Source organism: Streptomyces griseus subsp. griseus (assembly GCF_000720255.1).
GTDB classification, from domain to species: domain Bacteria; phylum Actinomycetota; class Actinomycetes; order Streptomycetales; family Streptomycetaceae; genus Streptomyces; species Streptomyces griseus_I.
In genome coordinates this window covers 86,090-110,745 of record NZ_JOJE01000022.1, presented here as the reverse complement: position 1 = coordinate 110,745, position 24,656 = coordinate 86,090, and the positions used below count along the sequence as shown (strand labels likewise).

Sequence of the window (24,656 nt, the reverse complement as noted above, 5' to 3'; positions counted from 1 at the left end):
GGTCTGCTACTCCGGCTGCTGACGCATCTCCAGCACGCGCAGGCCCAACGACTGACAACGGGCCAGCAGTCCGTACAGGTGCGCCTCGTCGACGACGGAGCCGAACAGGACCGTCTGACCGGACATCACCACGTGGTCCAGCTCGGGAAAGGCCTTGGTCAGCGTCTCCGACAGATGTCCTTCGACGCGGATCTCGTAGCGCATGAGCTGCTTTCCGCCGCGCGGCCCGGACCGGCCGGACCGCTCCCTTTCCCTGCGATGCTCCGCCCCGCCACCCCACCCGGCCTCACCCGAGGGAGGTGATACCACCTCGGGCCCTCACGCGCCTCAGTGCTTCAGGAAGAGCTTGGCCTCAGTGCTTCAGGAAGAGCTTGAAGGAGATGATCAGCAGCCCGAGCAGCAGATTCACCGCGGCGGTGGCGGCCACCAGGTGCCAGGACGCGTCGGCACGTCGTGCCGCGGCCGCCGACCAGCCCACCTGTCCGGCCACGGCCACCCCGAGCGCGAGCCACAACGCTCCTTGCACATCGAGGCCCAGCAGGGGACTGACCGCCACGGCGGCGGCCGGCGGAACGGCCGCCTTGACGATCGGCCACTCGTCACGGCACACGTGCAGCACGATCCGGCGGTCCAGGCTGCGCTGCGCGAGGCGCGCGCCGAACAGCTGGGCGTGGACGTGCGCGACCCAGAACGCCACGCCCGTGAGCAACAGCAACAGGACCAGTTCGAGGCGCGGAAACGAGCCCAGGGTACCGGCGCCGATGATCACCGAGGTGGCGAGCATGGATCCGTAGACACCGCCGGTGTAGTCGGCACGGGCCCGGCGCTCCGCGACGCGTTCCGCGCGGGCCCCGGGCTGCCGGGTCGTGGGCATCGCCGCCTCCCTCGGTCAGGGCCTCGGGCCGAGCGCGTCGGCCGCCTCGCCGGTGTCGGACGGGTCCGTACGGCTCGTCCGCGCGGTCGGCAGGTGGGGTGTGACGAGGAAGGCCGCCAGGGTGATCCCCCCGGTGGCGAGGATCGCCGCTTTCAGGCCGTTCAGTTGGGCCGTGGCGTAGGAGTCCGTGAGGGCGTCGACCTCGGTGGGTGGCAGCCCGGCGTCCTCCGCAGCCGAGCGCACCTGGTCGGTGGGGACGAAGCTGATCCCGGCCTCGAGGGCGACACTCGTCTTCTGGCGTGCCTCGTCCGACAGCCGGGGGTTGTCCTCCACCTGCGCGGTGAAGGCGTGGGCCAGTGCGCCGATGAGCAGCGATCCGATGAGCGCGGTGCCCAGTGCGGAGCCCAGGTTCTGGGCCGTGAACTGCAGCCCGCCGACCTCGCTGCGTTCCTCCTCGCCGACGCTGGACTGGACGACGTTGCCCAGTTGCGAGGCGAGCAGTCCCATGCCGACGCCGAGCAGGGCCATGGCCCCGGCGAACTGCGCGTCGTCGATGTCGGGCTCGACGGTGGCCAGCAGCCACACGATGGACACGGCCAGGGTCAGCAGGGCCAGCCGCACCATCCGGCGCGCGCCCACCGCCCGTCCCACCCGGGCGGCGACCATGGAGGCGACCAGCATGGCGATGGACACGGGGAGCAGCCGCAGCCCCGTCTGGAAGGCGTCGAACCCTTGGACCACCTGCAGGTACAGCGGAATGGTGAAGAACAGCCCCAGCAGGACGAGGTTCTGGAACAGCAAGGACATCAGGCCCGAGCGCAGGGCGGGCTTGTGCAGCAGGTTCAGGTGCACCAGGGGGTCGGCGCCGTGGGCGTCCCGGCGTCGCTCCCAACGGGCGAAGACGGCGAGTACGACCGCTCCGGCGCCGACGACGAACAGCGTGGGCGCGAAGCCCATGATCGTGAAGGGCGGGTTGCGTGGCTGTACCCAGCCCCAGGTGCCGCTCTGCAGCACCCCGAGCACACCGAGCCCCAGTCCGGCCGCCGACAGGACCGCTCCTACGCCGTCCAGGTGGGGGCGCGGACCGGTGTGGGGCGACTCCTTGACCGCTCGGCGGAAGAACAGCACGGTCAGTACGACCACCACCTCACCGGCGAAGACCAGCCGCCAGGTGAGGTACGTCGTCACCCACCCGCCCAACAGGGGGCCGACCGCGATGCCCGCACCGGCCAGCCCGCCGATCACGCCGTAGGCGACGGCCCGGTCCCGGCCGCGGTAGGCCTCGGCGACGAGGGCCGCCATCGACGGCAGCACCATGGCGGCGCCGAGCCCCTCGATCACCGACCAGCCCAGCGCCAGGACCCACAGCGTCGGGGCCACGGCCGTCAGGCCCGATCCGACGCCGTACACCACGAGACCGAGGAGGAAGAGGCGGCGGCGCCCCAGGATGTCCCCCAGCCGGCCGCCGATGATCATGAAGGCCGCCATGACCAGCGCGTAGAGGGTGATGACGGCCTGGATGGCGGTGACCTCGGTGTCGAAGTCCTCGACCAGCTGGCTGATGGAGACGTTCATGACGGACGTGTCCAGGACCATCAGGAACTGGGCCGTGCCCAGGACGATCAGAGCTCGCCAGTGCCTCACCGTCTCCACCTCGCCGAGTCGGCCCGGGACGCCCGTGGACATCGGCCGGGCGGCGACCGCCGCCCGACCGGCCACCACCTCCATCCCAGCCCAGGAGCCCGTCGGGCGCCTCACCCGCCACGGGCGAGCCTGCCACCGTGCGGCCGGTGACCACGGGCCGGCGGGGCCGCGAACAGGTCACGGCAGCCTTCGGTCGACACCCGGCGCACCGCGTCGGAAGTCGACCACGATCAGCCCTGGGGAGAATCTGGGGAGGTTCGGCCGGAAGGCCCCTCTGCCCGCCTGCCGAGCAGTCCGTCGATGACGGCGCGCCCCTTGCCGCGAACTTCGGCCGCTTCTTCCGTAACTACACCGGTCTCACCCCGGCCGCCTGCACGGCCCGCGAAGCCAGGACCGGCAGGTGAGGCGGGCGCGGCACAAGTCCGCATGGCCGCGTCCGCCACGGCCCTCGGGCCACAGCAGGCTGTCACGGCCGGCCTGAGAGTGCGTTGCGAATCTGTTCTGGTGACATCGGGTGGCGCCGGGAGAAGCTCTCGCTTGGCCCGCCTGGATGTGCGCCACGCCGAGCCAGCCTTCCGTCTCGGCTTCGGCGATTAGAGCGTTCAGGTTTTCGCGGATCTCGGCAAGCCGTGCCCGTTGGGCGGGTTCAGGTCGGAGGAGCGCGCATCGAAAGTGCATCAGGCCGTGGGTGTCGGCGGCATCCCGGCTCCCGCCCTTGTCGCGTCGGTGCCCCAGCTGGCCAGCAGTCGTAGTGCCTCTGCGGACGGGGAGCCCGGTTCGGCGTGGGACGTCAGCAGCATCTGTTCATGGTCGTCGGCCAGATGGAACGACTCGACGCGGAGATCGAGTTCGCCGACGAGGGGGTGGTGCAGGCGCTGGACGCCGTTGCACTTCACCGTGACGTCGCGGGTGGCCCACAGCCGCCTGAAATCCTCGCTCTTCACGGAGAGCTCGCCCACCAGCGCGGACAGCCGAGGGTCGTGCGGACGGGAGCCGGCGTCCAAGCGCAGCTGACAGACGACGTCGTTCGCTTTGTGCTCCCAGTCCGCGAACAGGTCGCGGTACTCGGGCCGCAGGAACACCAGCCGCGCCCAGTTCTGCTCCTGTGCGGGCAGCTCGGCCCAGTCGCCGAAGACCGCCGCGGCCATCCGGTTCCAGGCGAGGATGTCCGAGCGCCGCCCCACGATGCTCGCCGGGACGCCGTCCATGGTGTCCAGCAGCGTCCGCAGGTGGCCCCGCACCTGCTGGGTGCGGCCGACCGGCTTCTTCTTCTGCTGCGTCGGCTTCGCCAGGTGCGTGAGGTGGGCGTGCTCGGCGTCGCTCAGCCTGAGCGCGCCGGCGATGGCGTCGAGGACCTCTGCCGACACGTGCCGCCCGTTGCCCTGTTACAGCCGCGTGTAGTACGCCACCGACACCCCGGCCAGCTGCGCCAGCTCCTCGCGGCGCAGCCCCGGCACCCGCCGGTACCGTCCGAAGCTCCGCGGGCCCACGTCCTCCGGCTTCAGCCGGGCCCGCCGTGTGCGCAGGAACTCGCTGAGCTCGGCACGCGGGTCCAGAGCGCCAACGGCGGGCTCGAGCACCGGTTCGGGGTGTTCGTCCATGCCTTGAGTATCCCTGGGTCGGACGCACACCAGCCTGACCCAGCCAGTGGTAGGCATCGCGGGCATACGCAAAGCCGTGCCCTGGGTGGATGCCGGCCCGTTCGGGACGCTGGCCACGGTGCCCGGCCGGAAGGCAGCCGGGCGCGGACCTCAGCTTGCAAAACCGTCGGCATGACCACTTGACCGGTCGAAATGAGGACTGCTGAGGTCCCGGTTCCCCCACCAGGCCCATGCTGCCGCCTGTCTCTTCCCGCCCCGTTCCTTGGAGCAAGCTGCTATGACTACTGCGTTCGACCCGATCGACCTGAGCGGCAAGGCACTGGCGAACCGCATCGCGATGGCGCCCATGACCCGCAGCCGCGCCGACGCGCCCGCGGCCACGGCGACGGAGCTGATGGCCACCTACTACGCCCAGCGCGCGAGCGCCGGCCTGATCATCACCGAGGGCATCCAGCCGTCGGTCGTCGGCCAGGGCTACACCAACACCCCCGGCCTGCGCTCCGCGGCGCAGGTCGGCGCCTGGCGGAAGGTGACCGACGCCGTCCACGCCCAGGGCGGCACGATCTTCGCGCAGCTGATGCACACCGGCCGGTCGGCCACCCCAGCCTGCTGCCCGACGGGCTCATCCCGGTCGCCCCCTCCGCCGTCGCGGCGGCGGGCCAGGTGTTCACCTACCAGGGCCCCCAGGACTACGTCACGCCCAAGGAACTGGACCGGGACGGCACCGCCCAGAGGATCGCCGACTACGCCAACGCCGCGCGCAACGCGATCGCCGCCGGTTTCGACGGCGTGGAGATCCACGGGGCGAACGGCTACCTGATCCACCAGTTCCTCGCCCCCAACACCAATCTGCGCACCGACAGGTGGGGAGGCGGCGCCGCGGACCGGGTCCGCTTCGGCATCGAGGTCGCCACGGCCGTCGCGGAGGCAATCGGCGGCCGCCGAACCGGCTTCCGCATCTCCCCCGGCAACCCCTACAACGACATAGCCGAGACCAACCCGGCGAACGTGCTGGAGACCTACACCACGCTGATCACAGGTCTCGCCCGGCTGGACCTCGCCTACCTGCACCTGCTCGAGAGTCCCGACCGCGACCTGACTGCCCGGCTGCGCAAGGACTGGCCGACGGCGTTCATCCTCAACCCCTTCACCCACCCCGAAACCACCGGCCCCGGCGCTCTCGCCCTCATCGAGGACGGCACCGCGGACATCATCGCCTTCGGCGCGCTGTTCCTGGCCAACCCGGACCTGCCCGCCCGCCTCGCAGCCGGCGGCCCCTACAACACTCCCGACGCGGCCACCTTCTACGGCGGCGACCACCGCGGCTACACCGACTACCCGGCACTGCACGCCGACAACGCATGACCTGAGCAACGGACGTATCATGAACCCGAGCCTGGCCGAGTATCACGTTCCCGTGCACGCGGATGTCCCGCCGATCGACGTGTCCTTCCTTGACGACCCGGATCCGAACGCGCCCCTCGGCATCCTCGGGGCGGGCGAGGTGGGGATCGTGGGTGTCGGTGCGGCCGTGGCGAACGCCGTGTACCACGCGACCGGCAAACGGGTGCGGGACCTTCCGATCACGCTGGACAAACTGCTCTGCGTCCTCACCCACGACGCCAAGTTCGACGTACCCCTCCTGGAAGCGGCCCTGCGCCTGCCGGCCTCCTACATCGGCGCGATGGGCTCCCGCCGCACCCACGAGGACCGCGACCGCAGACTCCGCGACATCGGCCTCACCGACGCCGAACTGACCCGCCTGCACTCACCCATCGGCCTCGATCTCGGCGCCCGCACGCCCGAGGAGACCGCCCTGTCCGTCGCCGCCGAGATCGTCGCCGCCCGCCACGGCGGAACAGGTCTTCCGCTGAGCGACTCGCACACACCGATCCACCATGGCCGAACCGACCGCCAAGTCAACGGGAACACCTCACCCGCCCTGACGGCAGGGGTCGCAGTATCCTCCACCTGCGACCACGCCACGGACAGGCCGACCTCGCCGACGTCGACACCGGGGTCGGACAGCGACCAGGTCTGCACCGGCTTCTTCTTCGCCGCCATCTGCCCTTGAAGGACGGGTATCGGGCCTCACCGGACCGGTCGGTCACCGACAGCACGATCGGCAGCGTCGCGCCGATGACCTCGGTGGAGCCCTCGTTGCCACGCGTGATCCGGACCTGGTCGCCCTGAGACTCCACCGCCGAAGCCAGCGTCACCTGCGGCACGCCGAGGCGCTCGGCCAGCATCGCCGGCACCACCGAGCCCGATGCGGCGGTCGAGGCCATCCCGCACAGGACGAGGTCCACACCGGACTCGGCCTTGATCTGCCCGATCGCCTTGGCCAGGACCAGCGATGTCGCGATGCAGTCGGACCCGGCGATGGCGTCGTCGAGAACGTGAACACCGGAGTCGGCACCCATCTGCAGAGACTTGCGGACTGCGTCGACGGCCTCCCGACGTACAACGGCCGACCTGGAGGCGATCCGCGAGACCGTCCCCCGGGCGATGGGGCCTGGGATACACGGAGTCACTGGACGCCGAACCGCTCCCCTTCTGAACCCTCACGATGTGGGCCTGTTGAAACGTCGCCGGCAAATGAGGCTGCGGCGCGGTCCGCTCCACGAGTTGCCGCTGGACGCACTTGGCCGGCACGTCGCCGACGGCCATCAGGGCGCGGGCGGTGTCGGTCGCCGCGCGGGTCCGGCGCTCTGGTGCGGGCAGCACGGCCGGCACCAGGCCGACGGCGTACGCCAGGGCGCGGTCGACGTCGCCGAACTCCCGGCGGATCGCCCCGGATGCCTGGAGTGCATCTCTTTTCAGCCATGCCTTGCCTCTATAACGTCCCTGCGCGCAAAGGTACTTCCGTACTAGAGCATGCACCTGACATCTTGCATCCACCACTCGTTTCGTACGGCCCGGCCGCTGCCCTCAGCACGGCCGGGTCGTCTCCGGAGGACGCATTGATACCCCACATATCCAGCCGACCCAGACGCACGCTGGTGCTGGCGACCACGCTCGGTGCCGCCCTCGCGTTCGGCGCCCCGGGCGCCCTCGCGGGCACGCTCCCCGTCGTCCCCTCCACCGCGCCGGCCGCAAAGGCCCACGCTCCGGCCGCCGTGCCGGCTTCCCAGAGTGCGACCTGGGTGGCGGGCACGCGTGCCTACCTCGTGATCACCGCCCCCGGTGACAGTTCGGCGGTCCGCTCCGCGATCGCGGCCAACGGCGGCACCGTCTTCTCCAACTTCGACGCCATCGGCGTGATCGTCGCCCACTCGGCGTCCAGCGGATTCGCCGCCACCATGCGCGGCGTCGCCGGCGTGCAGCAGGTCGGGGCCACGCGCACCTCGGACGTCCCGGCCGACGCCTACAACCCGGCGCTCCCGGCAAATCCGTCCCAGGCCTCGACCCCGGCCGGAGAACCGGTCCGGGCCGACATGAGCCAGATCAAGGCCGACCAGGCCTGGGCCGTGAACCCAGGCTCCGCGTCCGTCACGGTCGGCATCCTGGACACCGGTGTGGACGACCAGCACCAGGACCTGGCGCCCAACTTCAACGCGGCCGACTCGGTCTCCTGCGCCTACGGCAAGCCCGACACCCGTGCCGGCGCCTGGCGGGACGTCGACACGCACGGCACCCACGTAGCGGGCACCATCGCCGCGTCCAAGAACGGCAAGGGCGTCGTCGGCGTGGCCCCCGGGGTGAAGATCTCCGCGGTCCGGGTCGCCGAGCCGGGCAACTCCTTCTTCTTCGCCGAGAACACCATCTGCGGCTTCGTCTGGGCCGGTGATCACGGCTTCAAGGTCACCAACAACAGCTATTACACGGACCCGTGGCAGTTCAACTGCCCGGACAACATCGACCAGGCCGCCATCATCGAGGGCGTCAAGCGCGCCCAGGAGTACGCCGAGGGCAAGGGCTCCCTCCAGATCGCCGCCGCGGGCAACGAGAACTACGACCTCGCCCACAAGACGACCGACTCCGCGAGCCCGAACGACTCGACGCCGGTCACCCGCGCCATCACCAACGCCTGCCTCGACATCCCGACCGAGCTGCCGGGCGTGGTCACGGTCGCGGCCAACGGCACGGGCGTCACCAAGGCCTCGTTCTCCAACTACGGGCAGGGCGTCATTGACGTCGCGGCACCGGGCAGCAACGTGTACTCCACCGTCCCCGGCGGCGGCTACGGCAGCAAGAGCGGCACCTCGATGGCCACCCCCCACGTGGCCGGCGTGGCGGCACTCATCGCCAGCGCCAACCCGGGCATCACCCCGGCGCAGCTCCGCGCCAAGCTGGCCGCCCAGGCCAACGACATCGCCTGCCCCTCGGACAGCCGCTGCACGGGCACGACGGCCAACAACTCGTTCTTCGGCGAAGGACAGGTCGACGCCCTCAAGGCCGTCGGGACCACCCCGCCGCCCGGCAAGTACTTCGAGAACCTCGCGGACTTCGCCATCAACGACAACGCGACCGCGGAGAGCCCGATCGCCGTAACCGGTGTGACCGGCAACGCCCCGGCCACCCTCAAGGTGGGTGTGGACATCAAGCACACCTACATCGGTGACCTGAAGGTCGACCTGGTGGCGCCGGACGGCACCGTCTACACGCTGCACAACCACGCCGGCGCCGGCGCCGACAACATCGCCCAGACCTACACCGTGAACGCCTCCTCGGAGGTCGCGAACGGCACCTGGAAGCTGCGCGTCAACGACAACGCCGCCTCCGACACAGGCAAGATCGACGCCTGGAACCTGACCTTCTAGCGCAGGGCCCGGCAACGCCCGCGTACAGCACGCACAGCGCCGGCGACAGCTCGCCGCCCGCGGCCGCGGACAAGGCGGGCTGCGGTCTGTTCGGCCAGGGCTGCGAACTGCTGGTCTGCAGAGGGCAGATGGGCCTCGTCGGCGGTGTACACCGCGGTCGGGGCCACCATGCCGGAGGCGTCCAGGAAGGCCGCGGACAGCCTGGAGCCGGTGTCCAATCCTGACGCATCATCGGAAGAGCCTCCGCCGAGAGACCTGCGGCATGGCCTCACCGCAACCGCGATCAACATCGTCCGTGCTGACGCCGGCCGATCGGCATCCGTCACTCGGGCACTCGGGCACTCGGGCACTCGTACCTCCCGCATCACCCCACTCCTGACCGCCGCAATCTGAGCCGAAGCCGCCAACAGGGTCATGGGCGAACAACCCGCACGAACGGTTGAACAAGGAGATCCGCCGCCGCACCGGTGGTCGGCATCTTTCCCGACCGCACCAGCCTGATCCCGGCTTCGGGCTCCGGTGCGGCCGTGGGGCGGACGCGGCGGCGGTCGGGTACGCGGCCGATCTCGCGGGCGACGGCATCGATCTCACGGCCGGTGCAGGCGGTGCGTACGCCGGAGATCGACATGCCGCTGGCCTCGGCTAGGGTGTCGAGCCCGTACGGGCGGCGGCCGTGGAACTCGCGGCCGTCGGCGAGGAGGTGGCCGATTTCGCGGTCGGCGCCCGCATGGCTCTACGGGATCGAAGCGCACCGTCCGTGGCACCCTCCGCGGCGACAGGTGCCACCCGGCCGAACTGCATCCGCACGTTCCCCCAGCGCATCCAAGGAGTCATTCCATGACGACGCGACGGCATACCTTCCTGATCCTCAGCGCGGTCGGAGCAGCGGGCCTGGGCATGTCCCTGCTCGGTACCGGCCAGGTCGGTGCCACCTCCAGGACGCAGGGCGCACCGACCACGCGGTTCGCCGTCGGCGTACGCCAGTACGCCTGGAGCCGCGGCAGCCGCCGGTGGACCACCTACGTCTCAACGGGATGGTCTACAAGATCCGGACCGGGATTTCCTGGCGCGACCTGCCGGAACGCTACGGACCGTGGAAGACGGTCTGCACCTGCTTCCTCCGCTACGCCCTGGACGGCGTTCACCCGAGCTTTCCAGCAGATCCACGCCCGCGCGGACGCGGCCGGCGATGTCGACCGGCTCGTCCAGATCGACTCCACCATCGTCCGCGCCCACCAGCACGCCGCCGCGACGGGACGAAGAGGGGGATCAACCGGCCGAACTAACCGGACGATCACGCCCTCGGCCGATCCCGAGACGGACCGACCACCCAAGTCCACCTCGCCTGCGACGGCCGCGGCCGTCCCCTCGCCATCCTGTTGACCCCAGGCCAACGCCACGACAGCATCTGTGCACGCCCCCTACTGGAACGCATCCGCGTCCCGCGAACCGGCAAGGGCCGGCCCCGCCGCAGACCCGACCAGATCGTCGCCGACAATGCCTACAGCTCCCGCGGCTCCCGCGGCCGCCACGGAGGCAGGCCACCGGCATTCGACCGGCAGATCTACCGCCGGCGCAACGTCGTCGAGCGCAGCTTCGACCAGCTCAAGGGCTGCCCTGGCATCGCCACCAGATACGACAAGACGGCCACCTCCCACAAGGCAGCGTCAGTCTCGCGTCAGTCCCGAGGCGTTCGAAGTCCGCTACGGGGTGGAGTCGCGTATCAGATGGACGAGAATCGACGCGTGGTCGTCCGCGTCGAGCTCCAAGGGCAGGCCGTGTGTGAGCAGGACGGCGCCATGATGCAGTACTCCGGTGGCGGCATCCCGATACCGTGCCGAGGGCTCGAGGGCGCGCAGTGGCAGGGCCGGGTCGTCGCGGCCGAAGCGCCGCGCCGTTCTGAGAGCTATCACGGCGGTTTCCCTGCCGTCGGGTGCCAGGTACTGCACCGCGCTCAGCTCTCCCCCGTCGCGGGGCCGCAGCCGGTGCTGCTCGCCGAGCTGTACGAGGTGTCGTACGCGCTTGTAGGCGGCCACGTGTTCTGCTGCCCGGTCCATTTCGGCTGGGCTCCACCGGCTCAGGTCGCCCCCGATCCCCAGTACGCCGTTCATGGCGACGTGGAAGCGGAAGTCGAGGGGCACGCTGCGCCCGGTGTAGGGGTTGGGGCTGTCGGTGACCCAGGCGCCCATGATCCGGGCGGGGTAGAGCTGAGAGAAGCCGTGCTGTATCTCGACGCGGTCCACAGCGTCGGTGTTGTCGGAGGTCCACACCTGGTCGGTGTGGGCAAGAATGCCGAGGTCCAGTCGGCCTCCGCCGCTGCTGCACGACTCGATGCGCAGGTGTGGATGGTCGGCTCGCAACCGGTCGAGCAGGGTGTAGAGGTTGCGCACGTGCTTGATCCACAGCCGGTCGGGATCCCCGTCCGCGTCGGGCCAGCCGGCCTCGGAGAAGGGGCGGTTCATGTCCCACTTGAGGAAGTCGATGGCGTTCTTGGACAGCAGTTCGTCGAGTCGGCCGTGCAGCCATGCGGCGACGTCGGGGCGGGCGAGGTTGAGCACCAGTTGGTTGCGGTGCTCGGTGCGGCGGCGGTGCGGGTGGTGGAGCACCCAGTCGGGGTGGGCGCGGTACAGGTCGCTGTCGGGGTTGACCATCTCGGGCTCGACCCACAGGCCGAAGCGCATACCGAGGTCGTGGACCCGGTCGATCAGGGGGGTGAGGCCGTCGGGGAAGCGGTCGGGGCTGGGGGTCCAGTCGCCGAGTCCGGCGGCGTCGTGGGTGCGGGCGCCGAACCAGCCGTCGTCCATGACGAAGAGCTCGGCACCGAGCGCAGCCGCCTTCTCGGCCAACGCGATCTGACCGGTGAGCTCGATGTCGAACTCGGTCGCCTCCCAGGAGTTGTAGAGCACCGGCCGTATCTCTTCCGGGTGCGGCAGCACGTGGTTCAGGACGTGCCGGTGCCACAGACGGGATGCCGCGCCGAAGCCGCCCTCCGTGTACGCGCCCGCGCAGACCGGGGTGGCCAGTTCCTCGCCCGGCAGGAGCTTCCAGGTGACCGGGTCGTGGCCGAAGCCCGCGGACAGGGTGACCCGTTCGGTGGGCATGCGCTCGGCGGTCAGCCGCCAGCTGCCGCTCCAGGCGAGGGCGCACGACCAGACGGCACCGTGGACCTCGTCGGCTCCGCCGTCGTCGATCATGGCCCACGGGTTGGACTGGTGGCCGGTGGTGCCGCGGCGGCTGGTGAGGACGGTCTCGCCGTAGGGCAGCGGGGTCCGGTTCAGCTGGGTCTCGGCGCACCACTGCCCCCGTACCTGGCTCAGGCGGTACTCGCCCAGCCGGGGCAGGACCCAGGTGGCGGAGTCGGCGCGGACGATCGTGATCGCGCCGTCGGCCTCGGTGCCGGTGTGGCGCAGGACGAGGTGGCGCTCGATGACATCGGTGTCGGCGCGCAGGCGGTAGTGGGCCTCCAGGGTGAGCGGGTAGTGCCGGTCGGCGAAGCGCAGCACCAGTTCCGTGCCGTCCTCGTGGTGCAGCGACTCTTCGCCGGTCGGCTGTGGTTCGAGGTCGCGCACGCCGTCCGGGAAGCGGACCTGGACGCCCGCGTGGGCGTAGCGCATGGCTCCGGCGGTGTCGAGGTCGAGGGTGCCGTCGGCGCCGTCCTCGAAGGAGCGGCGGCCGGGCTCCGGGTAGCGGAGCAGGGAGACGGCCTGTTCGAGGGTGAGGCGGGGTCCCCAGTGCAGGCCGCGCAGTCGGTCGGCGTCGTCGAGGTGCAGCACGTAGCTGGAGCCGGGTCCGGACAGGACCCACAGCCGGTGCTCGGGGTCGTGGGCGATGCTCGGCATGGCGGCCTTTCGGGCTGGTGGCGGTCGGGCGGCGGGAACGTGCCGCGGCACGCGGCGAAGGACAGGGGCCGCCGCCGGGCGGCGGCCCCTGGGGTGAACGGTCAGCCGTTCACGGGGGCGACCTCGACGTAGTCGATGTCGGGTGCGTAGGCAGTGGAGTTGGAGATCTTCAGGGTGTTGGTCCCGGAGCTGAGGTTGACGGTGGTGCCGAGCGCCCAGAAGTCGCTCCAGCTGTAGGTGTTGCGGAAGGTCAACGTGGTCGGGGTGCCTCCGTTCACGGTCAGCTGCGCTTTGCGGGACTCGATGTTGGTGTTGTAGTTGCCGGTGCCGGCCCGGTCGTTGTTCGCGTAGTGGATCACGACGGCGTACCGGCCGGCGGCGGGGGCGCTGACGTTGCCGAAGGTGAGGGTGTTGGCGCTGCCGTTGCCGACGTAGCCGACGTCCTTTCCGCCGGAGGTCCACACGTTCGACTGGATCCTGGCCGCGCCGGCGAGGGTGCCGGCCTCGGCCTCGTACTTGCTGACGCCGGTGGTGTCACCGGAGCCGCCCACCTTCAGGTCCCGCAGGGTGACCGAGGCGCCCGTGTTCGGGCTGACCGCGATCCGGTTGATGCCGGCGATCAGGTACAGGCGGTTGCTCGCGGTGGACGAGGCGCCGCTGGTGTTGGCCAAGGTGGCCACGGTGGTGCCGTTCAGGGACAGGGCGGCGCTGCCGCCGGACGAGGCGTAGTCGGTCTTGACCGTGTAGTAGCCGTCGGTGGGCGCGTAGGCGTCGAAGGTGGTGCTGCCCCCGGCGCCCAGGACGACGGCGCCGGTGCCCGTCTCGCCGATGTCGCTGTACGAGTACGACGGGCTGCCGCCGTTGTCGGCGAACGTGGCCTCGTAGACGTTCTCCGGACTGCTCGGGGCGGCCGTCAGGTCGATCTTGTCCAGGGTGACGTCACCGGTGCCGGTGCCCAGGGTGGCGTCGGACTTGGCCAGTGAGATCGTGTGGCTGCCCGCGCTCAGCGTCACCGGCATGGTGACAGTCGAGCGGTACTCGTTGTTGAGGGTGGACGCGTAGGTCACCCACTTGGGGTTGGCGCCGTCGATCCGCAGCGCCTGCTGCGCCGGGGTGCCGGACTGGTTGCCGTAGAAGACGCGCAGGTTGTACGTGGCGGACGACGGGGCGTTCACCGTGAAGACCACCTGGCTGGTCGACTGGTTCAGGCCGGTGACGTCCTTGGTGCCGGAAGCCGCGTAATTCTGGGCCGCGCTGCTGCTGCCCTCGTTGCTGATCGTTCCGCTGGTGATGGCGGCGTTCTCGGCCTCGTACGAGGCGCTCCACGGCACGGTGGGCGTGGCGGCGGTGCCGCCGCCGTTCGGGGTGACCGTGATGCGGTAGGCGGACATGGCGTTCAGGCCGGTCAGCGGGACGGTGATGGAACCGCTGGAGGGGGTGAAGGCGGTGCGGGAGATGGTCTGCGGCGGCGCGGACGCGCCGTCGTAGCCGCTCCAGTCCAGGGCCTGGACGGTGACCTCGACCTTGCTGCCGAAGGTGGCGGACGGGATGTTGTTGATCATCACGTTGGTGTCGGTGGCCGACCCGCCGAGGACCACCTGGGCCTGCTTGCGGGAGGTGTCGAGCGAGGCCATGCCCTGGAGCGTGTCCCGCACGTCGACCTGTGGCGGCGTCGCCTTGACCGTCTGCCCGGTCATCCCGGCGTACCAGTGCCAGAACCACCACCCGCCGTTGGGGCTGTTGGTGCGGACCGTGTTGCCGTCCATGTTGCCGGCCACGTCCCAGTAGGGCTGCTGACCGTAGACCTTGGTGTCCTCGAACATCGCGGCCCACTGCACCATCTGCCCGGGCACCGACAGGTCGCGCCGGTTGGCGTACTCGTCGATGTTGATGGCGATGGGGCTGATACCGCGGGCGCTCTCCAGGGAGCGGTAGGTGGAGTAGTTGGTGCGGTAGGAGGAGAGGGAGCTGGGGCTCAGTTCGTGCCAGGTGACCACGTCCGGCAGCTGGTTGTGCGCCTTCGCGTAGGTCAGGAAGTCGCCGAAGAACTTGCTGCTGAAGCTGATCGTGTTCGGCCCGCCTATCTTCGCGCCGGGCAGGTCGGTCTGGATCCGGTTGTAGACGGTGCTCCAGTCGGACTCGAACTTGGTGAGGGCGTTCTGGTAGGTCGTGGCGTCGGAGCTCTTGATGCCGGTGTACCAGTTGCCGTCGGGCTCGTTGAAGGGGACGAAGACCACCTTGTCCGCGTACGACGTCGCCTTGATCGCGTTGACCGCGGCGTCGACCTTGGTGAGGTAGTCGGTCATGCCGAGGTTCTGGTAAGGCCAGCCGGAGTACTCGTCCTGGATGTTGGTGTACATCGTGCCGCCGCCGTTGCGGAAGAACGACGGGGCCACTGCCAGGATGTCGCCGTTGGGGTGCTGGGCGCCGCCCGGGGGCTTCTGTGATCCGGTGGTCAGCTTCAGGGGCGCCAGCAGGTTGTCGCTGGGGACGCCGTCGTCGCTCTGTCCGTAGAGGGCGCCGTTCGAGCCGCGCAGGACGGTGCCGGTGGTCGTGCCGAGGTCGACGGTGAAGGTCTGCGTGGCGGCCTGTGCCGTCTGGGGTACGGCGAGGGCGGTGCCGACGACGACGGCGCAGGCCAGCATTGCTCTGGCGAGGTGGGCTCTGCGGCCGGGTGGCGCGGCGCCCGGGGTGCGGGTGGGGAGGGACATCGAAACCTGGCTTTCTCCCCCGCGGCGCTGCGGGAGGGCGGATCGGTGGACGGGATGTTATCGCTCACATCCCCCGCGGACGGAAGCGGTACGGAATATTTTTTTGGCCGCCGGAGCCACGAAGGCTCCGGCGGGGCGGTCAGGCGGTCCGGTGTGGCGCCGGACCGGTGCTCTCGCGGACGATCAGTTCCGGTTCGGCCCACAGCGGGAGCACAGGGGCGTTCTCCGGGTCGAGCAGCCGGTGCAGCATCCCGAAGGCGCCGCGGCCCAGCCCTTCGAAGTCCAGTCGTACGGTGGTCAGAGTGGGGTGGGTGTACGCCGCGTACGGTGCGTCGTCGAAGCCCATGATGCTGAGGTCGCCCGGCACGTCCCGGCCCGCCTCCCGGGCCGCCCGCAGCACACCGAGTGCGAGATCGTCGTTGCCGCACAGCACGGCGGTGACCTGCGGATCGGCGACCACCCTGCGGGCGGCCAGATACCCGGATCGCGGGCTCCAGCCGCCGTCCAGCGGCTCGGGGGCGGGGTGACCGGCGGCGGTGAGCGCGTCCCGCCAGCCCTCGGCGCGCTGCCCGACCCGGGTCGTCGAGGACGGGATGGTCATGTAGTGGACGGTGTGGTGGCCGAGGCCGAGCAGGTACCGGGTGGCCTGGGCGGCCGCAGCCCGGTCGTCGAGCCAGGCTTCCGGCCGGCCGCCGGCGTGCTCCTCCTGCGGCCGCTCCACCACCGCGGCTGCGGGGAAGTCGGCGGGCAGCGCACGCCAGGCCCGTTCGCCGGCCGCGTTGAAGGCGATCACCAGGACGGGTTCCCCGGGCCGGGCCAGCCGGCCGGCGACGTCGTCGGGCGTCAGCGGGGAGCTGTCGTCCAGGACGCTGACCGACACCGCGAAGTCCGCCGCCCGGGCCGCCTCCTCTATGCCCCGCAGGGCGAGGGAGGCCCCGTACAGGGTGGTGTCCGAGGTGAGCACCGTCACCGAGCGCACCACTCCCCCGGCCAGCGCCCGGGCCAGACGGTTGGGCTTGTAGCCCAGCTCGTCGATGACCTCCAGCACTCGGTCCCGGGTTGCCTTCTTCACTCTCGGGCTGCCGTTGACCACACGGGAGACGGTCTGGTGGGAGACCCCCGCCACCTTGGCGACGTCCCAGATGCTGACCGAGCGGTGCCGGTCGCCACCCTGCTCGGAGGGTGCCTCGCCGGGACGGTCCGGGGTGGGCTTCTGCATGGTCATGGACTCCTGGCGGACGGTGGGGGCGGGAGGTTTGTCGGCGGTTCCGGGCCGGCTACTTGATCGCCCGGTTGGACGCCTCATTGACGGAGTCGGCGGCCGTGTTCGGGGTCTGCTGACGCAGCCACACCTGGTTGACCGCGTCCTGCACCTTGACGTTGTACGTCGCCGAGGACGTGGTCAGCGGGTAGCCGATCGTCGTGCCCTCGGCCTCCTTGGAGAAGGCGCTGACGTCGACGCCCCGCTGCCTCCACACGGCCACGTAGTCCTTGTTGAGCGTGGGAATGCCCGGCCACACCGACCCCTCGGAGACGATGATCTTCTGGGACTCCTGCGACCCGAGCCACTTCACCAGTTCCCACGCCTCCTTGGGGTGCTTGCTGCCGGTGTACAGGGCGTTGCTGAGCCCGTTGTACACCGTGCCCTTCCCCACCGGGCCACTGGGCAGCTCGGCGACGCCGAAGCTGGCCTTCATCGAGCTCTGGTAAGCGTTGAGGTCCCAGCTGCCGTCCCACACCACGGCCACCTGCTTGCGGGCCGGCACCTGCGGCAGCGACGCCCCGTTGGGCACCCGGCAGGGAAGGCACCGTGACCATAGGGAATGTTATCGATCACATCTACGCTCCGTCGGGCGGCTCGTCAGGGGCGGCGAGGCATTGAAGTGGGAATCTCTAGGCAGTCAGCATCTCGGCGAGCGTGGGCCTCGCCGACGGCTGTGGCGGAGCGTCATCACGTACAACGGCGGATGCTCCAGCGACGCGAGAGAGAGTGTTATCGTTAACATAGTGTTCAGTCAATGGACCGTGACCGGATTTTTCCAGTCGGCACCCCGAGAACTCGCTCACGGGGCGCCGCGTACTGGTCCACCTCCTCCACGTCCTCCTCGAACCCGGCGGTGGCCATCGGCCGGACGTTCACCGACACCTCCGCCGGTGTCGCCCCTGACCTCGTCGCCTCGTTCATGGCCGCCCAGACTCACTCACCTCGCGGGCGACCGCGTCGAGGTCCACTCCGCTGCGGCACACACGGGGAGGGGGCACCGGCGGGTGCCTGTCCCTCCCCCGTTCCGGGGTCGCGGTCTTCGCCCCAGGCGCCCCGTCCTGGTCTCGGGAACGCAACGGACGGCGGCACCGCTTTCCCTTCTTCCTGTGAACGTGCACGGAATTCGCAGCACTCGAGAAGAACGAACGGTCACGGCGAACGCCGACATCTACTGCACGGGATTCCAGCCGTCGTTTCCGGCCAGGTACTTCTGCGAGGTGTAGTTCGCGGCAGTCCCGGCACTGATCAAGGGGCGGTCGGTGGTTCCCGCGCTGACTCCGGGGCCCCTGTTGTTGTATTCACTGAACCGGCAAGTCTTCCAGGAGAAGCCGCCCATGTCCTGCCAGGCTCCGGCTTGAAGCATCTGCGCCCCCAGCGTCGAGTCGCGAACCAGCACCTGACCGATCGCGTCGGCCGCCCCGCCGGCGTGCCAGCAGCGTCCCAGGGCGACGGTCCGCGCCGCGCCCGAACTCACCAGTGTCGACCGGGTGATCAGGATGCCGTACCGGTTACCGGCATTGGTGGCCGCTGCGGTGATGTAGCCGATCTTGCCGCTGCCGCGGTCCAGTGAGCGGATGGTCGTGGAGTCGACGACCAGGGCCCCGTTGCCGTAGATGAAGTCGACGGCGCCCTCGATGTAGCTCTTGTAGACGTACTGGCGGACCTGGGAAGCGCCGGTACCGCCCCACGACAGGAACGTGTCCTGGTAACCCAGCAGGCGCACGTTGCGGTAGACCTGCCGGTCACCGCCGGCGTACAGGGCCAGTGCCTGACTGTCGTGCCGGTCGTACGTGTTGGCGATCGTCACACCGTTGACCGTGGTGTTCTTGGCCATGTTGAGTACGGTCGCGCTGCCCGCGGTTCCGGCGGTGGACGCGGGAGCGTTGCCGGTGATCACGACGTCCGTCGCAGTCCCGGTCGTGCCCTGCAGGGTGATGCCCGATTTACTCGACGGAATGGACACCTGGCCGCGGTACGTGCCCGGTTTGATCTTGATGATCGCGCCGGACGGAGCTGCCGCGATCGCGGCCTGGACGGTGGTGTAGTTCCCGGAGCCGTCACTGGCCACCGTGATGGTGGTGGCGGCGTCCGCCGGGGCGGTCAGCCCGAGCGCAGTCAGCGGTAAGGCGGCGAGGGCGCCGGCGACTACAGAGGTGCGGCGCTTACCCAGCGGGTGCATGAGTGGCCCTTTCGTCGTTCTTCGGGGAGGTCGCGCGTCAGCGAGAGGCCGGTAGTCCTCGGGCCGGTGCGGCCGACGGCCACACGATCGCGCTGGTGGGAACGGGGTCGGTGAGCCGCCGGAAATCGGCGGCCGGCAGGACGCCCTGGTTGCGCATGGCGGTAGCGACGAGTCGGGCGACCTCGATCGCGCCGAGGGCCTGGAAATGCGTGTTGTCCTGGCTGCCGTTGGGGTAGTTCGGGTACTGCCCTGCTTTGAGGATCATGAAGTGCTTCTTCGTTCCCTCCACGCCTGCCCGGTTCCACAGAGCGGTGCTGGAGGCGGTCAGGTCGAGCAGTGGTACGCCTTTGGCCGCGGCCAGTTCGCGCATGGCCGCCGGGTAGGCGCCATGTGACGGGGAAATGACCCCCGCGCTGTTGAAGTGACGCCGCTCCACGGGCGTGACCAGCACCGGGACCGCTCCCTTGGCCCGGCTCTTGTCGATGTACTGGGAGAGGTACCACTTGTACGTGGTCGACGGGTCGGTGTACCGGGAGGGGTCGTCGGACTTTTCGTCGTTGTGTCCGAACGAGACGAGTAGAAGGTCACCACGCTTGATCACGGCCAGGATGCGGTCGAGGCGGCCCGTATCGGCAAAGCTCTTTGAACTGGCCCCGGACTGGGCCGCGTTCACTGTCTCCACACCGGAGGTGAGGAACACCGGCAGCGCCTGGCCCCAGCCGGCCCGGGGGGCTTTCGAAGAGTCGTAGGTGGAGGCGGTGGAGTCTCCCGCGACATAGATATGAACGGCAGTCGCCGCTGAAGCGGGCGCGGCCCCACCGGACGCTACGGTGATCGACGAGGCTGCCGCGATGCTGGTGAGCGCGACACGCATGACCGCCCGTCGACTGGTGAACCGGTGCAACATCGGCCGTCGTAAGAGCATGCTTCCTCCGTTCCTGAGGCGGACTGCCGGAGACGTTCTTTCATACCGAACAGGACGAACAGGGCGTAGGCCGCGGCGGGCCAGGACACGGAACTCCGGAGCTGGACCCGCTCGGTCGGCAGACCGGCTCCCCCTGCGGGCCACTACGCGCCCCCTCTCCGAATTGGAGGTTCATGGAGCGGCCGGAGCGGGGGCCTGTCGAACAACGCTGGTACCGCTTGAGGCTCCGCCGGTCGGGACAGGCCCCAGCGCGAGGCACTGCAGCCGCCCGGGTGGGCCGCTCCGGGACTCCATCGGGACGAGTCGCCCATGCGCTCCCGTCGGCTGGGAACGGAGGCTGTCCAACCCGCTGCGGTGTTCAGCGGGCGTCTCTCACATCCGACCGGCAGCGGGGTCCGGCGCCGGCGGGTGACGCGTGCACCGTCGGCACGCCACAGGGCAGGGGAACTCAGATGCGTCGGTCACCATGACCTCCATGTGGGGGAAGGGAAGGCGGTGCCGGGGGGAGGGCGTGAGCAGAGCGATTCGCGCTGGGTGTGGGAACGCTCCCACATCAGCGAGCGTAGGTAGTTGTCGATGAACCGTCAAGGACAACGTTTCAGCAGTTGTTCGTCGGCCAGTCACGCTTGGGGATCATCACGCTTCCTCGCACCCAAGCAACCGAGTCATCCAGTTCGAGTCACGGCCCATCCACATTCGTTCAGGACCTCTCGCGAACCGCCCACGGCCATCTTCGCCGAGCAGGACGAACTGGCCGCATCCGTCATTTCGACCCTGCGCAAGGCCCGGATCGAGGTGCCCCAGCGGATCTCCGTCCTCGGTTTCGACGACCAACTGATGGCCAGGACGTCCGCTCCGGCGGCCCGGAAAGGACGGGTGAGAAGACCTGACCCGGCCAAAATGTCAAGCCGGGGTGCGCATATGGGCGACGGCGCGTCCGGGGCGGCGGCCATCAGCGCCGGCCTCCAGGAGTGACTTCACTGCGCCGCGGGCCGCGTCGATGTCATCCGGGCTCTGCCCGCGCTGCACCCCGCGGGGCGGCCCGTGTCGACGCATCACTCGCTGCCAGCCCTCGGCCTGGTCGTAACCGGCCTCGAAAGGCGCCGCGCTCCCAGGTCCGCCATGCCCGACCGAGGCAAGGGGCGGCACAAGACAAAGGCAAGGAGAGCTCTCTCCTTGCCACTCTCAACGTATAGCGCGATGGAGGGCTTGCCGCAAGACCCGGGTCACGGCACAGAATCGTCGGCCGAGGCCACAACCTACGCGCATGGGGGCACGACTGCGTGTGTGGTTGTCGACGTACGGGGGACGTTGGGACGTCGAACCAGGGGTGGGACCAGCCGTGCGGTGTCATGGGGAAAGGCAAACCAAGGATGAGGACATGCTCGACAAGAGGTTCGACAGAGTGGGAGGCGTCGGTGATTCGGTCGTCCACCGCAGTGCAACGGAGCACGACTGCCTCGGGGGCATCGCGATGAGCGAGCCGTACGTGCTGGATCTCCAAGAGGTTGACGAGACGCAGGTCGCGGTCGTTGGCGGCAAGGGCGCGCACCTGGGCGGGCTGTCGCGGATCGAAGGCATCCGCGTGCCGGGTGGCTTTTGCGTGACGACGAACGCCTTCCGGCGGATCATGGCGGAAGCGCCGTCACTCGACGATCAGCTCGATCAGCTGTCGCGCTTGAACCCGGACGACCGGGAGTCGATCCGCACGCTCAGCGCGCAGATCCGTCGGACCATCGAAGGGATTGCCATCCCGGGCGATCTCGCGGCCGCGATCACCCGCGCACTCGCCCAGCTCGGCGAGCAAGCCGCCTACGCCGTCCGATCCAGCGCGACGGCAGAGGACTCGCCGACGGCCTCCTTCGCCGGCCAGCAGGACACGTACCTGAACGTCGTGGGGCCGACGGCGATCCTCCACCACGTCAAACGGTGCTGGGCTTCGCTGTTCACCGAGCGGGCCGTGACCTACCGCGAGCGGAACGGCATCGACCACCGTACGGTCCACATGGCCGTGGTCGTGCAGCAGATGGTCTTCCCGCATGCGGCCGGCATCCTGTTCACGGCCGACCCGGTCACGGGCAACCGGACGGTTGCCACCGTGGACGCCGGCTTCGGCCTCGGTGAGGCCCTGGTCTCCGGCCTGGTGAACCCGGACGTCTTCAAGGTGCGGGACGACGTAGTCGTCGCCAAGGCGATTGCCGCCAAACAGCGTGCCGTTCACGCCGTGCCTGCCGGCGGTACGCAGGAAGTGGCGATCGACGCGCAGCGGCAGGAGCAGCCGGCGCTGACGGATGCGCAGGTTCTGCGGCTCGTGCAGCTCGGGCGGCGGATCGAAGCGCATTTCGGCCGCCCGCAGGACATCGAATGGTGCCTGGTCGATGACGGCTTCCAGATCGTTCAGAGCCGGCCGATCACGACGCTGTACCCCATCCCCGAGACCGGCGACCGGGACAATCACGTCTACGTCTCCGTTGGTCACGGGCAGATGATGACCGACCCCATGAAGCCCTTGGGGCTGTCGATGTGGCAGCTGACGGCCATGGTGCCGATGCACGAGGCCGGCGGGAGGCTGTTCGTCGACGTCACCCGGCGCCTGGCCTCGCCGGCGAGCCGCGCCGGCCTCCTGGACGTCATGGGGAGAGGCGATCCGCTGATCAGGGACGCTCTGGAGACCGTCCTCGACCGCGACGATTTCGTCCCGTCGCTCCCGGATGCGGGTACCGGCGGGCCACCGGACAGCGGCGCGTCCGCCCCGACCGAGACCCATCCCGCCATCGTCACCGAGCTGATCGAGCGCAACCAGGCGTCCATCGCCGCCCTGGAGCGCGACATCCGGACGAAGAACGGACCGGCGCTGTTCGACTTCCTGCTGGAGGCCTTCGAGGAGCACAAGCGAGTGCTCGGTGATCCGCTGAACCTGCAGGCGATCATGGCGGGGATGGAGGCCACGTGGTGGCTCAACGACAAGCTGCGGGAGTGGCTGGGCGAGAAGAACGCGGCTGACACGCTGACACTCTCTGCCCCCGACAACATCACGTCGGAGATGGGACTGGCGCTGCTCGACGTCGCGGACGTGATCCGCCCGCATCCGGAGGTGGTGGCATTCCTGCAGGACGTCGAGGACGAGGGCTTCCTGGACGAGCTGGCCAAGCTCGCGGGAGGGACCGAAGCGCGCGACGCCATAGAGGCCTACCTCGACCGGTACGGCATGCGCTGCGTCGGCGAGATCGACATCACGAGGCCCCGTTGGCGCGAGCGCCCCACCACGCTCGTGCCCGTGATCCTCGACAACGTCAGGATCTTCGAACCGGGCGCCGCCGAGCGGCGCTTCGAGCAAGGGCGGCAGAAGGCGCAGCAGAAGGAACATGACGTGCTGTCACGCTTGCGGGCCCTGCCGAACGGGGACCGGAAAGCCGCCGAAACCAAGCGGATGATCGACCAAGTCCGAGCCTTCATCGGGTACCGGGAGTACCCGAAGTACGGCATCGTCAGCCGCTACTTCGTCTACAAGCAGGCCCTGCTGGAGGAGGCCGAGCGCCTCGTGCGGGCCGACGTGCTTCCTGCGAAGGAGGACATCTTCTACCTCACGTTCCAGGAACTCCACGACGCAGTGCGCTCGGGTCAGGTGGATGACCAGCTCATCCAGCAGCGCAAAGACGCGTTCCGGTCCTACCACGCGCTCACACCGCCCCGGGTGCTCACATCGGATGGTGAGGCCGTCACCGGTGCGTACCGGCGCGACGACGTGCCGGACGGCGCCTTGATCGGCCTACCGGTTTCCGCCGGGACCGTCGAGGGAAGGGCCCGCGTCATCCTTGACATGGGGGAGGCCGATCTCGAAGCGGGTGACATCCTGATCACGACCTTCACGGACCCCAGCTGGTCGCCACTGTTCGTCGGCATCGCGGGCCTGGTGACGGAGGTGGGAGGCCTGATGACCCATGGCGCAGTGATCGCCCGGGAGTACGGCTTGCCGGCCGTCGTGGGCGTGGACCGGGCCACCCGGTTGATCCGGGACGGGCAGCGCATCCGCGTGCACGGAACCGACGGGTACGTCGAGATCCTGCCTTGACCGACCATACCAAGAGGCCCCACCCATAGCTGGAATCTGGGCGACTGGATACGGGACACGGCCCGTGCCTGGTCCAAGGTCCCCTGGGAAGACCTTGACCCGGACGAGGACGAGGACCCTCGCTTGCTCTTCGGACTCACAGGGGTGAGCTTCGCTACCCGCAACGGACTGTGGCCGATCGCCAGCACCGACCGAGGCGAAACGCTGTTTCTCATGGCTGCGGACGGCACGCTCTCCAGGATCCTGGTCGAAGACGGCGAAGACGGCTGGGCGCGGTACGAGATGAGCTCGGGATCACCGCACGGCGACCCCTAGGCCGCGGCGACTCCGGCGGGCCCGAGCGCGGCATGTGACCCTGCCTGCCACAACAGTCACAGACACCCACCGCGTCACCTGGAAAGCCAAACGGGACGATGACTAAACCCACCTGAATGAGTAGCTCCTCGTCGAGGAAACGTTGACTGCTCTACTCGGTTGGGTGGTGACGACCGAAGCACCCGTGACGACTCTTGAAACCACATCTGAGGTGGGCCCGCACCGTGGAAGGGGCCACCGTGGTGCGGGAGGTGCTGCCAGTGTCGTCGACTGCCACCGTGCAGGGTGGCCCTGCGTATTCGGTGGTCCTCTCCGCCGGAACGGTCCGGGCGCTCGACGCCGTCACCTCCGGCGTCGCCGACCGACTGCGCGGGCTCGGGGAGGACCGACTCGCCGATGCCGTCTGCCTGTTGAGCCTGAGACTCGGGAGCCGCCGGTACTGGCTCGCCGTCGTGTGCCACCACCCGGG

The 24,656-nt window shown here is 69.5% G+C and carries 15 protein-coding genes and 4 pseudogenes; 6 read left to right on the top strand and 13 right to left on the bottom strand.

Features of this window, described 5'->3' with window-relative positions:
• Positions 1 to 6 precede the first annotated feature (6 nt).
• From IG99_RS27350 to IG99_RS27335, 4 genes and pseudogenes are all read right to left on the bottom strand, one after another.
• Positions 7 to 204 carry a hypothetical protein gene (locus tag IG99_RS27350; protein ID WP_037678098.1) on the bottom strand — a complete coding sequence of 66 codons (198 nt, stop codon included), beginning with the start codon at positions 202 to 204 and terminating at the stop codon, positions 7 to 9.
• 148 nt (positions 205 to 352) lie between these two features.
• On the bottom strand, positions 353 to 874 hold the full coding sequence (locus tag IG99_RS27345) for a hypothetical protein (RefSeq protein ID WP_037678096.1): 522 nt from the start codon (positions 872 to 874) through the stop codon (positions 353 to 355).
• A 15-nt stretch (positions 875 to 889) separates the two neighbouring features.
• Positions 890 to 2,518: an MFS transporter gene (locus IG99_RS27340; RefSeq protein ID WP_037678143.1), complete on the bottom strand. Its 1,629-nt coding sequence runs from the start codon at positions 2,516 to 2,518 to the stop codon at positions 890 to 892.
• Positions 2,519 to 3,195: 677 nt separating this feature from the next.
• A pseudogene (locus IG99_RS27335) lies at positions 3,196 to 4,119 on the bottom strand (helix-turn-helix domain-containing protein).
• A 277-nt stretch (positions 4,120 to 4,396) separates the two neighbouring features.
• On the opposite strand from IG99_RS27335, the pseudogene IG99_RS27330 reads away from it, so the two are divergent.
• Both IG99_RS27330 and IG99_RS51425 read left to right on the top strand, forming a co-directional pair.
• A pseudogene (locus IG99_RS27330) lies at positions 4,397 to 5,484 on the top strand (alkene reductase).
• A gap of 19 nt (positions 5,485 to 5,503) precedes the next feature.
• Positions 5,504 to 6,019, top strand: a pseudogene (locus IG99_RS51425) (XdhC family protein); the annotation flags it as partial.
• 19 nt (positions 6,020 to 6,038) lie between these two features.
• On the opposite strand, the gene IG99_RS46000 reads toward IG99_RS51425, so the two are convergent.
• Positions 6,039 to 6,542, bottom strand: a complete 504-nt coding sequence (locus IG99_RS46000) for an electron transfer flavoprotein subunit beta/FixA family protein (protein ID WP_234311969.1) — start codon at positions 6,540 to 6,542, stop codon at positions 6,039 to 6,041.
• 579 nt (positions 6,543 to 7,121) lie between these two features.
• Between IG99_RS46000 and IG99_RS27320 the strand changes: the two genes are divergently transcribed.
• Positions 7,122 to 8,882, top strand: a complete 1,761-nt coding sequence (locus IG99_RS27320; RefSeq protein WP_037678090.1) for a S8 family peptidase — start codon at positions 7,122 to 7,124, stop codon at positions 8,880 to 8,882.
• Here the strand turns inward: IG99_RS27320 and IG99_RS27315 are convergent.
• Entirely contained in the window at positions 8,879 to 9,100 is a 222-nt protein-coding gene (locus tag IG99_RS27315) for a hypothetical protein (RefSeq protein ID WP_037678086.1), read from the bottom strand. The genes IG99_RS27320 and IG99_RS27315 overlap by 4 nt on opposite strands.
• A gap of 771 nt (positions 9,101 to 9,871) precedes the next feature.
• On the opposite strand from IG99_RS27315, the pseudogene IG99_RS52045 reads away from it, so the two are divergent.
• Positions 9,872 to 10,531 (top strand): annotated as a pseudogene (locus tag IG99_RS52045) (IS5 family transposase); the annotation flags it as partial.
• Positions 10,532 to 10,585: 54 nt separating this feature from the next.
• Here IG99_RS52045 and IG99_RS27305 read toward each other — a convergent pair.
• The 7 genes from IG99_RS27305 to IG99_RS27280 all read right to left on the bottom strand — a co-directional run bounded on the left by IG99_RS27305 (position 10,586) and on the right by IG99_RS27280 (position 19,800).
• Complete coding sequence (locus tag IG99_RS27305) at positions 10,586 to 12,721, bottom strand: alpha-galactosidase (RefSeq protein WP_037678083.1); 2,136 nt, start codon at positions 12,719 to 12,721, stop codon at positions 10,586 to 10,588.
• Between the two features lie 101 nt (positions 12,722 to 12,822).
• Positions 12,823 to 15,432, bottom strand: a complete 2,610-nt coding sequence (locus IG99_RS27300; RefSeq protein WP_234311968.1) for a carbohydrate-binding protein — start codon at positions 15,430 to 15,432, stop codon at positions 12,823 to 12,825.
• 139 nt (positions 15,433 to 15,571) lie between these two features.
• A complete protein-coding gene (locus IG99_RS27295; protein WP_037678140.1) occupies positions 15,572 to 16,651 on the bottom strand; it encodes a LacI family DNA-binding transcriptional regulator in 1,080 nt (359 codons plus the stop codon).
• 58 nt (positions 16,652 to 16,709) lie between these two features.
• A complete protein-coding gene (locus tag IG99_RS27290) occupies positions 16,710 to 17,225 on the bottom strand; it encodes an extracellular solute-binding protein (protein WP_037678080.1) in 516 nt (171 codons plus the stop codon).
• Positions 17,226 to 17,443: 218 nt separating this feature from the next.
• Entirely contained in the window at positions 17,444 to 17,617 is a 174-nt protein-coding gene (locus tag IG99_RS52040) for a hypothetical protein (RefSeq protein ID WP_158973246.1), read from the bottom strand.
• A 247-nt stretch (positions 17,618 to 17,864) separates the two neighbouring features.
• Entirely contained in the window at positions 17,865 to 18,875 is a 1,011-nt protein-coding gene (locus IG99_RS27285) for a pectinesterase family protein (RefSeq protein ID WP_051865930.1), read from the bottom strand.
• A 37-nt stretch (positions 18,876 to 18,912) separates the two neighbouring features.
• Positions 18,913 to 19,800, bottom strand: a complete 888-nt coding sequence (locus tag IG99_RS27280; RefSeq protein WP_051865929.1) for a rhamnogalacturonan acetylesterase — start codon at positions 19,798 to 19,800, stop codon at positions 18,913 to 18,915.
• A gap of 576 nt (positions 19,801 to 20,376) precedes the next feature.
• Between IG99_RS27280 and IG99_RS45985 the strand changes: the two genes are divergently transcribed.
• Together IG99_RS45985 and rph are read left to right on the top strand one after the other, a co-directional pair.
• Positions 20,377 to 20,775, top strand: a complete 399-nt coding sequence (locus tag IG99_RS45985) for a substrate-binding domain-containing protein (RefSeq protein ID WP_078947929.1) — start codon at positions 20,377 to 20,379, stop codon at positions 20,773 to 20,775.
• 499 nt (positions 20,776 to 21,274) lie between these two features.
• Complete coding sequence (gene rph, locus IG99_RS27275) at positions 21,275 to 23,872, top strand: rifamycin-inactivating phosphotransferase (RefSeq protein ID WP_037678131.1); 2,598 nt, start codon at positions 21,275 to 21,277, stop codon at positions 23,870 to 23,872.
• Positions 23,873 to 24,656: the final 784 nt, after the last annotated feature.

What these genes read in the sequence shown, in the direction of transcription:
- IG99_RS27345 (WP_037678096.1), bottom strand. Translation starts at nt 874, where the DNA reads ATGCCCACGACCCGGCAGCCCGGGGCCCGCGCGGAACGCGTCGCGGAG.
- IG99_RS46000 (WP_234311969.1), bottom strand. Translation starts at nt 6,542, where the DNA reads ATGGGTGCCGACTCCGGTGTTCACGTTCTCGACGACGCCATCGCCGGG.
- IG99_RS27350 (WP_037678098.1), bottom strand. Translation starts at nt 204, where the DNA reads ATGCGCTACGAGATCCGCGTCGAAGGACATCTGTCGGAGACGCTGACC.
- IG99_RS27285 (WP_051865930.1), bottom strand. Translation starts at nt 18,875, where the DNA reads ATGCACCCGCTGGGTAAGCGCCGCACCTCTGTAGTCGCCGGCGCCCTC.
- rph (WP_037678131.1), top strand. Translation starts at nt 21,275, where the DNA reads ATGAGCGAGCCGTACGTGCTGGATCTCCAAGAGGTTGACGAGACGCAG.
- IG99_RS27295 (WP_037678140.1), bottom strand. Translation starts at nt 16,651, where the DNA reads ATGCAGAAGCCCACCCCGGACCGTCCCGGCGAGGCACCCTCCGAGCAG.
- IG99_RS45985 (WP_078947929.1), top strand. Translation starts at nt 20,377, where the DNA reads ATGAACCGTCAAGGACAACGTTTCAGCAGTTGTTCGTCGGCCAGTCAC.
- IG99_RS52040 (WP_158973246.1), bottom strand. Translation starts at nt 17,617, where the DNA reads ATGAACGAGGCGACGAGGTCAGGGGCGACACCGGCGGAGGTGTCGGTG.
- IG99_RS27300 (WP_234311968.1), bottom strand. Translation starts at nt 15,432, where the DNA reads ATGTCCCTCCCCACCCGCACCCCGGGCGCCGCGCCACCCGGCCGCAGA.
- IG99_RS27305 (WP_037678083.1), bottom strand. Translation starts at nt 12,721, where the DNA reads ATGCCGAGCATCGCCCACGACCCCGAGCACCGGCTGTGGGTCCTGTCC.
- IG99_RS27280 (WP_051865929.1), bottom strand. Translation starts at nt 19,800, where the DNA reads ATGCTCTTACGACGGCCGATGTTGCACCGGTTCACCAGTCGACGGGCG.